We start from the raw sequence: 14,777 nt of genomic DNA on the forward strand, positions 1-14,777 counted from the left end.
GTAGTAAAGATTAATCCCGTTCTTCTCTTCAAACGCATTCCCTTGAATGAACGGGATACTGCTGTACGCAGTTAAAGAAGCTTTCTATATTCAACACCATGAACATGAATCAACACGTTCTGGGCTGCCAACCTTTCAAAAAAATCCAACATATCCCCAAAGGGATTTTCGAAATAGGCAATCAGGTGTTCATAATTTGCAGTGGATTTCAAATAGTTATAAAAAAAATAAGGGTCCATGTTACCCACATCATCTATACTGCCGAGGGAAACCTCCAACGTTTGCCCTGTTTCTGCATTCTCGAACATGCAATGCTCTCCATGAACATCGAAATGCCATTTTCCACTCAAATATTCTTCACCGTTTACTACTTCTTCATTGGATAGCAAGTAGTACGCTCCATTGATGATCTCTTCCTTTTCAGCCTGGCTGGTTTCCGAGATCAATTTGTCGATCAGTTCTTGTGCAATTCTTTTGTACGTGTCCATCGCTTCCAATAATGCATCTGTTATTTCTTTGGTTAAAGCGTGCATCTCTTGCCTCCTGCCTTCTTCTCACCCTTACTTGGTTCTTATATGCCTTACCATAGACCCATTTTCCAGTTCTTTTTCCAATAACAAATCCAGCAATCCATCAGGTACCAGCTTTACATCATCCATTGTTGTTGAAAAATAAGTGATCGGTTTCCAACATGCCTTATAGCGAATAGAACCTTCTAATCCAACAAATTCTTCCTGATTATATTGAGATTTATCTATAAATGATGCTTCATAGATAAAATCAATTTCATGACCTAATTCATCTTCTATTCCAAAAATATTTTCAATAACGGAAATTAATCGAGGCTCTTCGATCTCTTGATCCAACTCTTCTTTGAGCTCCCTGATCAGAGTTTTCTTACTGTTCTCACCGAACTCTATCGTTCCACCAATAGGCCTGTAGAAAGTAGTTGAAATATCCGGGAAGTTAATTTCCTGAACCAAAATGCGGTCTTCTTTCCTCAAAATAGCTAGTGAGACAGAACGAATATTCATTTTTTTCTCCTTAACCTATGTTTGTTTTTATTCCTTCGTACTAAATGTCTGAATATACTTTCTGGCATCGTCTCTGAATGTTTCCGTATAATGATCATTTGTATAATCTTTTAACACCTTTTGCCAGAACGCTATTGCAGGAGTATTACTCTCCATCTGAGCAAGTGCCCAATTGGCTTTGTATAACTCAAATATCTGCATCGCAGCAGCATATCCAACCCCACTTCTTCTAAACTTCTTCAGGATCATAAAGTCATAGATTACATGTGTAGGATCTGGATCGGTATCTAAATTTTCAAGTAGTACAATCACAAAGCCGGCTATAGTGCCAGAAATCATAATGAAATATGGCCTCCACCTTTTATCCCCTTCCCAAATGAAGTCAATATTCACATCGTATTTACCTTCTTGATTGATATCCTCGCTTGTATATTCGCTGAAATCATAATGGTACAGTTGATACAGATTCGATAACATACTTTTCTCTGCCAATGTTACTGGAGTGAGGTCTACTATCATACTGCCTCCCTATAGTTCTCTTTTAAATTCTGACTGCTTAGCATTGGTGCTCCAACAAATAGAGCTATTGACGGCTCGAACGCATCGCCTTTACATGTTTTAAACTACTATCGTTTAAGAACTCTTTATATGCTTCGGATTCAACGGCGTAGATCGCCACTTTTCCTTGTGAATTATGATGAATGCCCCAACCGTAACGTTTACCCAACGAAGAAGTACGAAGACAGGGTTGTCCCTTAGAGAAAAACTTGGTTCTCTCTATGGATCTTTTTTCGTCGGGTATATCATTGCGCTGTGCGAACACTTCAAACATGACATCCTCTTGCGTATATTGATAAGGGTGGTTTGCTATCATTTCATATTGTATAACTGGAACGGTTTTACTGCCGTTTTTGGCTTTGGGGATCTCTGCCACTTTAACAGGGCAATCTTCTGCTACTGCAATAAAAGTTTCATAGTAGTTCATGTCTTTCATCTATATATCCTCCCATCAATTCAGAAAATTAAAGGATACGAATATACGATCAAGCTTGAGCTGTTTTATAAATATTTCTTAAAAGCCTTGCTGGATTCCCCATCATATCCTAACTTCGTGTAAAAGCCATGTGCCTCGTATCTGGATGAACCGCTGGTTAGAAACACTTTTATACAATTTTTCTGTATGCATACATCCTCTATATACTTCATAAGTTCAGATCCATATCCCTTGCTCTGCACATGCTCCGTAATGATAACCCGCTCAACCACGCCAAACGGTCTATTCTCCACCAATGCATCCAGACAAATATGTAAATGCGCAGTCCCAATAACCTGATCACCAACTTCGTAAACGAATAAGAAACTGTTGGGATTATTCCTTACTTCTTCTATCCGCTCTGCCAGTACCTTCGTATTCAGGTTGTTCGGTAATAATTCTTTGTACAACCTTTCAATAACCTCGACATCCCTTGCTTCGGCCTCTCTGATCATCAGGTTCCACTCCTCAACTTATATAATAACTTAATATGATGTCACCATTTTCCTCGAATTCACCCGTCTCCTGAAACCCGGATTTCTTATATAAAGCGTTTGCCACCTTGTTGTGCGGCACATGAGATACCCTGATTTGCTTGCAATCGGTTCTCTCTTTTAACTTATGAATGACTTCCTTGATCGCCAGTTTGGCGTATCCTTTCCCCTGGTATTTCTCATCAATCATGAATCGAAGTATCCAATAATATCCATCATTATATATCTCATTATCAAATAAAATAAAGCCTACCATACGGTCCTCTGCAAAAATTCCATATGGCTTCGAGGTGATCTCCTTCGTCGCATGTATTAAGGAATCTGCATTGCTTGCTACCAAATTTAGTTGGTCTTCGCGCGGTTGAAGCTGAATGCACGCTAATTTGTTTTCCTTGGTTATACGTTGTAGTGTTACTTGCTTTTCATTCATATTCACATATTTCCCCTTGAATTAAATGACTAGATTTTTTTGATCAAAATAATCTCCAAAGGCTGCGTTTCCAGCAATAGAGAGCCTGCATCAGCATACCCCAATTTTCTATAAAAGTGTTGTGCATGTTCATCTGACTGTGTAGAAGTCATTACCGTATCAAACCCTTTTTGCTTCATCAGGTGCTCCCAGTGCTGTACGACGGCTCTGCCAATCCCTCCACTCCGATAGGGCTCGTCGATCCAGATCATATTCATGAAAGGAATGTTATCCCAAAAATACCCGTACCTCATCCATCCAATTCTTGATTCTTGCTCCCATATCATCAGGATTTCGTTCTCTTTGATCTTTGTCTCCACAAGCGAAGGATGGATATGTCGATCTCGTTCAAGAATATAACTGTAATCGGTTTCATCAGCATGTATAATTTTCATTGTCATTGCTCCTCCCATTAAACTACGTCCATCATAACCCAAAATGTGGAATACGCAACACAAAAAACCACGAATATTCGTGGTTTCATATGTCGGTACCATTTCCCTATGACCTACAAAGATCCGCTCACCAACTGCCCTCTGTACCATACCGCCTGTCGTGCAGATCTTCTGGCAACAGCTTCCGCAGAACAACTTGCGTGAACTAATATAAAGCTAGCCGTGTCCCCTACCTTCGGCCACACCTGTTGTCCCTTAGAATCTAACGTTGTCATCCCACCTGTGACAAATGCAAGCGACTGAGACAAGGACAGCTCATCGTTAAACCCGTACAGTTCGGCGAAACGTCCCGCTTTCTCCAGTTGATCTCCATTGCCAAACGGAGACCAATGATCCGTCAAGCTATCTGTCGCCAGCTTCACGTTCACCCCATGTCGATGGAGCATCGGAAGGGGCATCATCATTTTACCGATAGGCACGGTCGAAGCAACGCTCATACCAAGGGAGGCCATTCGTTTGGCCATATCTTCCGTTTCCTGCTGTTCCGCGCGGGCGAACCAGAACGCATGGCTTACGGTAACTTTGCCCTGAAGTCCCGCTTCTTCAGTCAAATCAGCCAACCGCAGCAATGTTTGTTTACCCGGTTCTCCGGATTCATGCAAATGAATATCGATGCCTGCCTGATACTGAACAGCCAGTTCGACCATTGCATTTAGCGATTTCTCGATATGCTCGTCCACAGTGTGAGGATCAAGTCCACCTACATGAGTGGCCCCTTCCGCCATGGCTTGACGCATGAGTTCAACCGATTTAGAGCGGAGAAGTCCATGCTGCGGGAAAGCGACGATTTCAGCGGATATTTTGCCCGAAAATGTCTCCAATGCCTGCTTCGTCGCTTCCAGCCGTTTCAACCCGCTAACCGGTTCAATATTGCAATGACTGCGCACATGAGTCGACCCATACCCTTGAATCAGGCTCAGAATGCTCTCCGCCTGACGTTTGGCATGGGGTAACAGCTTGGGCAGCAATACTTCCTCTTCTTCGATCCGTTCGAAAATGCTGGAGATGCGTCGCACCGCTTTCCATGGTCCGTCGTAATACGTTTTATCCAAATGAATATGTCCTTCCTCGAACGAAGGCAACAGCAGCAGTCCTTTACCATCAACCTGTGGCAACTCGCTTGTTAATTCCATATCCCCATCCACAATAGCTGCAATGACTCCATCTTCAATCCGCAGATGACCAAGGCTTGTCCGGGTGCCCGTTACCTGCCCGTCTTCCATTACATAACTTTGCTCCAATAATACGTTGGTTAACCAGTATTCCTGCTTCAACATGGTCACTCCCTCTTTCCACTCGGTCTATCGTGCATCGAGTACCGATTCATCTGTGGTCAATGGTACCATAGGACTTCATTCAGCAAAAATAGTTAAAACGTTGGTGTTCCATACGATTATCGTTTAGATATTATTGGACCTCCCCGTTAGTATATGAAGTGTGATATATCCCAAAGCTTGAATCACAAATACCAAAGCCACAAACTCAACCAGAATGCTGTTGCCTGCACTTAAATCATTCATGATATCCTTCAAAATGAGTCCAGGCTGCTTCAAGACATCCCAACTATTCCACCGATTAAATCTCCCGATGTATACTCCTAGACTGCTCAGGAGTAAAATAACGCCTACAACTACCATGCTGCTAAATGGGTTTAAACGTTTATTTAACAATCTGTGGATTTGATGTATCGAGCAAATGGACAGAATTAAACCCAGTATAGCTACGACAAACGTTAGGCTGAGGCTATACCAAAAATCAATATTAACCCAGAATTTAGTTTCCTCTTGAGAATCAAAGTATCTGAATGCATGCAGAATTTCTGTGAAAAGATATGCCGAATTCGGTAGCAAGAACAACCAGCCTGCACACATCACCCCGACCAATGCGATACTCGTTTTTGTAAGTTTCAGATGGTATACATAACTAATTGTTGATGAAATGATGAATGGAACCCATGCTAAGAAAATGTCCCACGTCAAAAATTGATACATGTTTGTGTCTGATTTGGTACGCAAGTAGACAGCAACAAGCAGGCAGCCTATGGTAGCAATGATTAAAACACTACTCAATTTTAAATAAAATGTATTTTTATGATTGTTCATTTCTTCGCTTCCATTTTCCTTTCCTTGGTGGTATGCGTGTGTAATCCCGATCACCTGATCATCGATTCATAAACGAATCGTGACTACGTCTCCTAGTAATCCACGTCCATCATAACCCAAAATGTGGTATATACGAAAATCTTAGGATCGTTTAAGCCATTTACAGTGACAGCTCTCAGACAATCATTATTATTTTAACGAATCCAGAACACCCTATTTAGCGAAATTCCACGGATCAATCATCGTAATGAACCATAGACAGCTTATTCCCTTGCTTTGTGAGTCTTACCACATCAATATGCTGGTTTTTAATGGAATAAGGCGCCTGACGTTCGTTAGCTTTTGCATATCACGCTATTGCTCACAATAAGGTGTAGGAGATTCGGTAGCGTCGTGACTCAGGTTGTGACCCAGAAGGAAAAGAAAACTTCCGCGATAGTTCCGTTCAGCATCCTTTCTTCTAACCGTTAACCGTAGAGAATGCAAAAAAACAGGCACTAGGGAGTGCCTGTACATATGAGAACCGAGCGAAGCACTTAGCGATAGTTCACTGCTTCTTTTTTATATGAAAATATGATGATCAGAAATTAAACCGCGCATGCCCGCCATTGGTCACGCCTTCGATCTGTTCAATGTCCAGCAGTCTTCGCTTCATCTCCAGTCCTCCGCGAAAACCGGTCAGCTTGCGGTTGGCACCGATTATGCGATGACACGGCAGCAGTACCGGAACGGGGTTGGCTCCATTGGCTGCCCCAACAGCTCGCACCGCTGAAGGTCTTCCCACCGCAGCCGCAATGTCGCCATAGGTTCTTGTCTCACCATAAGGAACATTCCCCAACTCCGTCCATACCTGCTGTTGGAATGCCGTTCCAATCAGATCGAGCGGGATTGTATCTGTAAAAGCCACTTTGTCTCCGGCAAAATAGGATTGCAGCCAATCCATCATGCCTGTCTGCTTCAACGCTGATTCGTTCTCTTCGAGCTCCACTCCAGGAGCAATTCGTCCAATCCAGCTGCTCCAATCTTCCAGCGTTTCATTGGGCATAATGACCCGGCATAACCCTTTTTCGGTGGCAAGCAATACCCACGGACGACCGTCTAATTCCATTTTGGTCCACATGATGCTCTTTCTCATACGTTTATCGTCCTTTCCCCTGCAGGTTTATATCTGGTTTCTTTTTTTCGTTATGCACACATACTACACACGAACCGTTTTTTTCACTTTTCGCTTCATGCTGCGGATGATCTGCTTCGTCTCCGGATCAACACGATAGGACTCCGTTATTTTCTGAAGAGCCTTATTATACGTAAAATCGTCCAAGGTGTTGTCCTGCAAATAACGCATCGTGGCTGCTGGCTGTTTCACATAAGCGATGGAAATTGCCCAGGCCACTGCCATTTTCACATAGTACCCTTCGTGATGAATGGTATCTAATGAAGCAAGCACTCTGCTGATATATTTTTCTTCCATATAAAAGTTCAACAGCATCACAACCCCGAAGCGAATGTCATACTCCTGGTTGGATACCAGATAGGGCTGCAAGAAATGCCATACCTCATCCAGATGTGTCTTTGTATATTTCAAACCACCGCAGAAGCTGTCACATACCGACCAGTTATCTATTTTGGGAACAAACCAGGCAATATGCTGCAGAAGTTCCTCAATATCCGCTTGGGCATGACCGATAACCATCGCTTGCAGCATCACTTCTTCAAAATAATCATCATCAGCTGTTTTCAGATAGGCACGCCAGTCCTCTTTGACGATTTGTTTCGCCATCTTGCGTATTTCAGGCAGTCTCACACCTAGCAGATTCGTGATATTCGGAATGAGCGCAGCCGAGAATTTCTGATATTCCGGTTCGACCAGAGATAATAATTGTGTTCTTACAACCGATTCCACATGTCTCCTCCTCATCGGGTTTTCTAGATCAAGTATATCCCGGCAGCATCCATTTGTAAGCCCATATCGAATGTTTTAGCAAGATTACAATATCCTTTTCCGGTGGTCGTTGTTTAACTGCCATTCCTTTTCGTTTAAGAATACGGAGTTGAATCCATTTGAAATATGTTCAACCAAACATTTACACAATAACGGAGAGGACAGAAATAACCTGAAGAAGCGAAGCGTTCGCCTTTATCCCCGGATTTTCCCTTTTCAGAAAGGAATCAAAGAAATCTGGGGATAACAGCGATCGGAAGGTTGTTCTGTCATCGGAGTGCCAGTGTAAATATTCATTTGTTGAACCCATCTAGAAAGGAGACTACATATGAATCGATCCCATCCCAAAAAAGATTTTTCGGTTGAAGAGATTACGGAGCTCCTTGTGCAATTCGTGCAAACCCAAAACTTGACCGAGTTTTACAAATGGGCCAAAGAACTGCATCCCTACGACCTTTCTCTCGTATATAAAAAGTTCCCTGAACAAGAGACAAAACGATTCTTACTCTTATTCAAACCGGACGTTCTCGCCGACATGGCAGAAGCGCTCACGCTTCACGAACAGGTACATCTATTCGAACAGTTAGGCCCGGAACGCACCCTTGAAGTCATGCAGCAAATGGACAAAAGTGATCTGATTCGCTTCATGCATGATCTGCCTCTCAAACGCAGAGAAGAACTGCTATCTACGATGAATCTGGATCACTCTTCAATTATCCGCTCCGTGCTGAACTATCCACCGGAGACGGCAGGACGAATTATGACCGATCGTTATCGTACCCTGTTATCGCATGAAACTGCAAAGGAAGCGCTGAGAGAACCACAGGCTACGCTGATTCCTGCAACCAGTTATCTGTATGTCACCGACGATGAAGGTAAACTGGTTGGAGTCGTGAGCTATCAAACCCTTGCCCAGGCAGATGACAAGACCAAAGTAGAAGAGCTGATGACCCGGCGTGTCATCCATGCAACAGTTGATATGGACCAGGAAGAAGCTGCACAGCTGCTGCAGCGTTATGAGTTTATGGCTCTACCTGTCGTGGATGAGAACCGTAGACTATGCGGTGTTATCCAAATGGATGATGTCATTGATATTATTATGGACGAAGCCAGTGAAGACATCGCCAAGATGGGTGGCGGCAGTAAAGACATTGATTTTGATACCAAACCGTTAGTTGCCGTCAGACGTCGCCTTCCATGGCTGATTTTATTGTTATTTATCGGACTGATCTCGGGCAGTATCGTGGATTTTTTTGAGGACACGCTGAATCAGGTTGTGGCACTGGCGTTCTTCATGCCCATGATAGCCGGTATGACGGGGAATACGGGTACACAATCCCTTGCAGTGGTTGTACGTGGCTTGATTGGACGCAAGCTGGACAAGGCCACAGTGCTCGCGCTTATTGGCCGGGAGATTAAAGTAGGCACAATGATTGGACTTGTATGCGGTTTGCTGATCACGGTCATCGCCTATTTCTGGCAAGGTGACTGGCTGCTCGGAGCCATTATTGGCGTATCCCTTTTCTTCACTCTCGTAATTGGAACACTGACCGGTACTTGCATTCCTCTTCTGCTCAGTCGTTTCAAAGTAGACCCTGCGGTTGCCTCCGGCCCATTAATCACAACGCTGAATGATATTTTGTCGTTGTTTATCTATTTCGGTATCGCCACTCGTTTTCTGGATGCCTTAATGTAAATATTCTGTTTCATACACGAAGAAGTGCACAGAGAAAACAGACCACGATCCAGCGGATCACGGTCTGTTTCTGTATTTCGATATACCTTTCCATCTATCCTAGAGGCTAGAGGCGTCCGCTTCAAAACAGCATTTCAACACAGAACTACGCAGATCGTTTGTTTTTATTATAAATATCGAAGGCTACCGCCAGCAACAGTACCAAACCCTTGATGCCCTGCTGCCAGTCTATACCCAACCCGATCAGGGACATCCCGTTGTTCAGAACCCCCATGACCAAACCACCGATGATCGCACCGAATACGGTCCCAATACCTCCGGAAGCGGAAGCTCCGCCGATAAAGCAGGCTGCAATGGCATCCAGCTCAAAGTTGGTACCGGCTCTTGGCGTAGCCGCATTCAGCCGCGCCGCGAAGATCAGGCCGGAAATGGCGGCCATTACACCCATGTTGACAAATACCCAGAAGGTCACTTTTTTCGTTTTGACCCCGGACAGACCGGCAGCCTTTTCATTGCCTCCCAGTGCATATACATGGCGCCCCATCACGGTGCGGTTCATGATGAAGGAGTAGACTACAATTAATACAAACAGCAGAATCAGAATATTCGGAATGCCTGCATAGCTCGCAAGCATGAAAGTGAACAAATTCGTCACTACAGCCACGACCAGCAGCTTGAGCAGGAAGAGCCCCTGAGATACAACCTCGAAACCGTATTTTCGCTGGGAACGGCGCTCCCGCAGTTCATTTACGATATACCAGACCGTGAGAACAAGACCAACAATGATCGACACCAGACCGAGGCCAGATATTTGAATATCAGGCAGGAAGCCTGAGCTTATTTTCTGAAACCCTGCTGGAAAAGGAGAGATTGACTGGCCCTCCAGCACAATCATCGTCAAACCACGGAAGAGCAGCATGCCGGCCAGGGTAACGATAAATGCCGGAATCCGTACATATGCAATCCAGAAGCCCTGCCACGCTCCAATTAATGCACCGACCACCAAAGCAGCAATGACCGCCAGCCAGGCCGGAAGCTGCCAATCGACCATCATAATGGCGGCAACCGCCCCTACAAAAGCAGCAATCGAACCTACCGAGAGATCAATATGTCCGGTAATGATGACAAGCACCATACCGATGGCAAGTACAAGAATGTAACTGTTTTGCAAGATCAGATTCGTAATGTTGATCGGCTTGAGCAGCAGCCCCCCGGTCAGTACCTCAAACAGCAGCATAATGACAACCAGCGCGATAATCATGCCGTATTGCCGTATATTGTTTTTGAACAGTCTAGTTAACATTTCCATGCTTCCCGCCTCCTGACTTGGTCATATATCTCATCAACGTTTCCTGCGATGCTTCTTCCCGGCTGACTTCTCCCGTGATTCGTCCGGCATTCATCACATAGATTCGGTCACACAGGCCCAGTACCTCCGGAAGCTCGGATGAGATCACCAGCACACCCTTGCCCTCAGCGGCCAGCCGATGAATAATGGTATAGATTTCGAATTTGGCTCCGACATCGATGCCGCGTGTCGGTTCATCCAGAATGAGAATATCCGGTCCGGCAAAAATCCATTTGCTCAGCACCACCTTCTGCTGGTTCCCGCCGCTCAGATTGCCGGTTTTCTGCAAAATGCTAGGTGCCTTGATATTCATGCTTTTTTTCATATCCTCGGCTACCAGCACTTCCTCCCGTTCATTCACCACCGCATTTTTGGTCAGCTTGCCAAGACCCGTCAGGGAAATGTTCCGCTTGATATCGTCCATCAGAATCAGACCATATTCCTTGCGGTCCTCTGTCACGTAAGCGAAACCGTTCTGAATCGCCTCCGTGACGCTGTTGTTCTGAATGGGCTTGCCCTCTTTGATGAGCTGGCCCGATATGCTGCGACCATAGGATTTGCCAAATATGCTCATCGCAAGCTCCGTGCGCCCTGCTCCCATCAGACCAGCAATGCCTACAATCTCGCCTCGTCTGATGTTCATATTGATCTGATCCAGCACCTTCCTGTCGGCATGATGCTCGTGATATACGGTCCAATCCTTTACTTCCAGGATGACTTCACCGATGCTCGCATGACGCTCTGGATAACGGCTGGTCAGGTCACGCCCTACCATCCCGCTAATAATCCGGTCTTCAGTCACTTTGTCCTTCTTCATATCCAGTGTCTCGATTGTCTTGCCGTCCCGCAGTATGGTCACCGAATCCGACACCTTCGACACCTCGTTCAGCTTGTGCGAAATGAGAATACAGGCGATGCCCTGCTTCTTGAATTCCAGCATCAGCTGAAGCAGATTTTCACTGTCATCCTCGTTCAACGCCGCGGTAGGCTCATCCAGAATGAGCAGTCGCACTTTTTTAGAGAGCGCTTTCGCAATTTCAACCAGCTGCTGCTTACCCACACCGATGCTGGAAACCAGGGTGTTCGGATTTTCATTCAGGCCCACCTTGCCGAGCAATTCCCTTGTACCTACAAACGTTTCTTTCCAGTTGATAATGCCTTTGCTAGTACGCTCGTTGCCCAGATAGATATTTTCCGCAATTGAAAGGTAGGGAATGAGCGCCAGCTCCTGATGGATGATGACAATCCCCAGATCCTCGCTTTGCTTGATGTCCTTGAACTCACACGTTTTGCCCTGAAATAAAATATCCCCTTCATACGTTCCGTGCGGATATACACCGCTAAGCACCTTCATCAGCGTGGATTTGCCTGCGCCATTCTCACCGCATAACGCATGAATCTCGCCTTCTCTGACCTTGAGATTGACATTTTCCAGCGCTTTTACACCGGGAAATGTTTTGGTGATGCCCTTCATTTCCAGAATTATTCCGGCCATGGGATGTGCTCCTTTCACTTTTTATTTCAGTCCGATTTCTTCTTTCGTGTAATATTGACTGCCCACAATATCCTTCTCCACGTTGGTGCGATCCACAGAAATGGGGTCAAGCAAAAAGGCAGGAATCACCTTTATCCCGTTGTTATATGACTTTTCATCATTCACTTCTGCCGTTTTTCCTTGTAATATGCTGTTGGCCATCTCTACCGTCTTCTCCGCCAGCTTGCGGGTGTCCTTGAATATGGTCTGAGTCTGTTCCCCGGCCACAATGGACTTGATCGAAGCCAGTTCGGCATCCTGACCGGTAATCACCGGCAGAGGCTTGTTCGCTTTCCCGTAGCCAACCCCTTTTAACGATGAAATGATCCCGATACTGATCCCGTCATACGGGGATAACACCGCATCCAGGTTATCTGCCGAATAATAGGCACTGAGCAAATTATCCATTCGCGATTGGGCCAAGGCGCCATCCCAGCGCAGCGTCGCAATCTGGGCCATCGTGGTCTGCTTGCTTCGTACAATCAGCTTGCCGGAATCCATGTATGGCTTCAGGACCGACATCGCGCCGTCGAAAAAGAAGTAGGCGTTGTTGTCATCTGGAGAACCGCCAAACAGCTCAATGTTATAAGGACCTTTACCCTCTTTAAGCCCCAGCTTTTGTTCAATGTAGGATGCCTGGAGCACGCCGACCTTGAAATTGTCAAAGGTCGCGTAATACGTCAAATAGGGAGTGTTGCGTATCAGGCGGTCATACGAAATGACCTGTATGCCCTGGTCATGCGCCTTCTTGATGACATCCGTCAGCGTATTGCCGTCAACAGACGCAATCACCATCACGTCCACACCCTTGGTGATCATGTTCTCAATCTGTGAGATTTGATTCTCCACCACGTCCTCTGCGTACTGCAAATCGGTTTTATACCCCTGCTCCTGGAAAAGACGAACCATGTTCTCCCCGTCGCCAACCCAGCGTTCGGAGGATTTCGTTGGCATCGAGATGCCGACATACCCTTTTTCCTTGCTGCCAGTTTCACTCTCAGCCAGGTTGCAGGCAGAGAGCATCAAGGTCATCACCAGCAGCCAGATGATCAGTGCTCCTTTTTTCATATGAACTTCCCCTTTCCTCAAATCATACGGACTTGAATGAATGATAAGATAACGCTTACAATGCATCCGATACATACAAGCTGTTGTTCCTGTCTGAGACCCATCTTATCATCACGGAACAGGAAGGTCTTTGCTGCATTTGAACCTTTTTTATAAATTTTTAACTTTTGTAACCAACGGGTTCAAGGATCAGGTGAAGAACAGGCCTGTTGTACGGAATAAATCATTCAGACATCGGCTAACAACAAAAAAGGACCCGCTCCGCTTGATACAAGCAGAACAAATCCCTTGATGAGAAACCCTTTTTAAACCAGCCTATTCACACTCCGATGAGACGCCCTCTCTTGTACCACCGCCTTTGCGATACTGTACAGGCGAGATGCCCATCGTTTTTTTGAACGCGGTACTAAAATAATGCTGCGTATCGTACCCTACATGCTCTGCAATCCGGTGGACAGGCAATGACGTAGAGTCCAGCAGCTGCACAGCCTTACGGATGCGGGCATGCGTGACAAGTGTCACGAAGGAGTCGTTCAGCTCTTTCTTGAGCACCCGGCTCAAATACACAGCAGATACTTGCAGGCGGGAAGCGAGCGACTCCAGCGTCAGATTCCGATCCGTATAGTCCTCTTGAATAAGCTGGCGTGCCCGGCGAACCAGCGGGGACAAACGGGCTTGTCCATATATAACTTCACGACACTCGCGATAGGTATCCGGCGCTTCCTTCAACGTACCCATGTGCGTCTCCATATGGACGTGAACGGCAATGTTCAGAGCGGAACTGACGGACTGTTCAATCGTGGACTCCATATCTGCCGAAGCCGCCTGCCACAGACATATGCCAATTAACCCGTTCGGTTCCCTGAACAGTACATGAGACAGGTCCGTCAGCAGCTCACTGATAATATTTTCCACAGCGAAAAGGAACAATTGACGATCATTTTCCCGCATTATGGTCTGTCTTGCTTCTGCCGCAGGCCAACGCACGATTCCGATCTGCACTGGCGGCGCAGAGGGCAGACGCAAAAACGAGAGCTGCTCGGTCAGCTTCTTTTCCTCCGCCTGTCCTTCCAGCCACTCCAGACAAAAGCGTTGGCGCAGCAGTGGGATATTGCGTTCAATCTGATCCGCAGCCTGTCTCACATACGCCGTACGCTTCCGTTCTTCATCCAACCGCTGACGCAGACGTGCAAGCGCCGAATACAGCTGTTCTGCCTGTACAGGCTTCAAAATATAATCCTCTACCCCTAGCCGAACCGCCTCCTGGGCATAAGCAAATTCATCATGTCCGGACACGATCACACAGCGGCAATTCGGACAGTCGACCTGAAGGCGGCGAATCAGATCGATCCCGTTCAGAAAGGGCATGTTCATATCAACCAAGATGATATCCACACCCAGACCTGTAGCCAGTTCCAGCGCTTCCTCGCCATCCTCTGCTTCTCCGGCAACCTCCATGCCCAGTGCTGTCCAGTCGGTTGAATCCCGAATCCCCTCCCGAATAATGGGCTCATCATCGGCAATCAGCACTCGGTAACGCTTCTCCAAATTCCCTGTCTCTGTCGTAGCCAAAGCTGTCATCTCATCCGCTGACGTCCATGT

16 protein-coding genes are annotated in these 14,777 nt (G+C 46.0%); 1 reads left to right on the forward strand and 15 read right to left on the reverse strand.

Annotated elements, in window-relative coordinates:
* Positions 1–71: 71 nt before the first annotated feature.
* The 11 genes from MKY42_RS25260 to MKY42_RS25310 form a co-directional block, all read right to left on the reverse strand.
* Positions 72–533, reverse strand: a complete 462-nt coding sequence (locus MKY42_RS25260) for a hypothetical protein (RefSeq protein ID WP_339845642.1) — start codon at positions 531–533, stop codon at positions 72–74.
* Between the two features lie 27 nt (positions 534–560).
* Complete coding sequence (locus MKY42_RS25265; RefSeq protein WP_090903873.1) at positions 561–1,034, reverse strand: NUDIX domain-containing protein; 474 nt, start codon at positions 1,032–1,034, stop codon at positions 561–563.
* Positions 1,035–1,061: 27 nt separating this feature from the next.
* Positions 1,062–1,553: a GNAT family N-acetyltransferase gene (locus MKY42_RS25270; RefSeq protein ID WP_090903874.1), complete on the reverse strand. Its 492-nt coding sequence runs from the start codon at positions 1,551–1,553 to the stop codon at positions 1,062–1,064.
* Positions 1,554–1,617: 64 nt separating this feature from the next.
* Positions 1,618–2,028, reverse strand: a complete 411-nt coding sequence (locus tag MKY42_RS25275) for a DUF6157 family protein (protein WP_179263348.1) — start codon at positions 2,026–2,028, stop codon at positions 1,618–1,620.
* A gap of 65 nt (positions 2,029–2,093) precedes the next feature.
* Complete coding sequence (locus MKY42_RS25280) at positions 2,094–2,522, reverse strand: GNAT family N-acetyltransferase (protein ID WP_179263346.1); 429 nt, start codon at positions 2,520–2,522, stop codon at positions 2,094–2,096.
* A 13-nt stretch (positions 2,523–2,535) separates the two neighbouring features.
* The gene (locus MKY42_RS25285; RefSeq protein WP_090903877.1) at positions 2,536–2,991 is read right to left on the reverse strand and encodes a GNAT family N-acetyltransferase; all 456 of its coding nucleotides are present in this window, start codon (positions 2,989–2,991) and stop codon (positions 2,536–2,538) included.
* Positions 2,992–3,020: 29 nt separating this feature from the next.
* On the reverse strand, positions 3,021–3,425 hold the full coding sequence (locus MKY42_RS25290; RefSeq protein ID WP_339845649.1) for a GNAT family N-acetyltransferase: 405 nt from the start codon (positions 3,423–3,425) through the stop codon (positions 3,021–3,023).
* Between the two features lie 113 nt (positions 3,426–3,538).
* Positions 3,539–4,762: an amidohydrolase family protein gene (locus MKY42_RS25295; protein WP_090903879.1), complete on the reverse strand. Its 1,224-nt coding sequence runs from the start codon at positions 4,760–4,762 to the stop codon at positions 3,539–3,541.
* A gap of 123 nt (positions 4,763–4,885) precedes the next feature.
* Positions 4,886–5,641: a DUF1361 domain-containing protein gene (locus tag MKY42_RS25300; protein ID WP_339845652.1), complete on the reverse strand. Its 756-nt coding sequence runs from the start codon at positions 5,639–5,641 to the stop codon at positions 4,886–4,888.
* A gap of 526 nt (positions 5,642–6,167) precedes the next feature.
* Positions 6,168–6,722 carry a methylated-DNA--[protein]-cysteine S-methyltransferase gene (locus tag MKY42_RS25305; protein WP_090903881.1) on the reverse strand — a complete coding sequence of 185 codons (555 nt, stop codon included), beginning with the start codon at positions 6,720–6,722 and terminating at the stop codon, positions 6,168–6,170.
* A gap of 63 nt (positions 6,723–6,785) precedes the next feature.
* Positions 6,786–7,490: a DNA alkylation repair protein gene (locus tag MKY42_RS25310; protein WP_090903882.1), complete on the reverse strand. Its 705-nt coding sequence runs from the start codon at positions 7,488–7,490 to the stop codon at positions 6,786–6,788.
* Positions 7,491–7,857: 367 nt separating this feature from the next.
* Here MKY42_RS25310 and mgtE point away from each other — a divergent pair, with 367 nt between their 5' ends.
* Complete coding sequence (gene mgtE, locus MKY42_RS25315) at positions 7,858–9,225, forward strand: magnesium transporter (RefSeq protein WP_090903883.1); 1,368 nt, start codon at positions 7,858–7,860, stop codon at positions 9,223–9,225.
* A 145-nt stretch (positions 9,226–9,370) separates the two neighbouring features.
* Here the strand turns inward: mgtE and mmsB are convergent, their stop codons facing one another.
* The 4 genes from mmsB to MKY42_RS25335 all read right to left on the reverse strand — a co-directional run bounded on the left by mmsB (position 9,371) and on the right by MKY42_RS25335 (position 14,756).
* Positions 9,371–10,534: a multiple monosaccharide ABC transporter permease gene (gene mmsB / locus MKY42_RS25320; RefSeq protein ID WP_339845657.1), complete on the reverse strand. Its 1,164-nt coding sequence runs from the start codon at positions 10,532–10,534 to the stop codon at positions 9,371–9,373.
* Positions 10,518–12,068: a multiple monosaccharide ABC transporter ATP-binding protein gene (gene mmsA, locus MKY42_RS25325; RefSeq protein ID WP_110001923.1), complete on the reverse strand. Its 1,551-nt coding sequence runs from the start codon at positions 12,066–12,068 to the stop codon at positions 10,518–10,520. The genes mmsB and mmsA overlap by 17 nt, the downstream gene beginning before the upstream one ends.
* Before the next feature lie 21 nt (positions 12,069–12,089).
* On the reverse strand, positions 12,090–13,175 hold the full coding sequence (gene chvE / locus MKY42_RS25330) for a multiple monosaccharide ABC transporter substrate-binding protein (RefSeq protein ID WP_090903886.1): 1,086 nt from the start codon (positions 13,173–13,175) through the stop codon (positions 12,090–12,092).
* 315 nt (positions 13,176–13,490) lie between these two features.
* A complete protein-coding gene (locus tag MKY42_RS25335) occupies positions 13,491–14,756 on the reverse strand; it encodes a response regulator (protein WP_339853077.1) in 1,266 nt (421 codons plus the stop codon).
* Between the last annotated feature and the right edge of the window lie 21 nt (positions 14,757–14,777).

Origin of the sequence: Paenibacillus sp. FSL W7-1088 (assembly GCF_037969855.1) — a bacterium.
Classification (GTDB): Bacteria; Bacillota; Bacilli; order Paenibacillales; family Paenibacillaceae; genus Paenibacillus.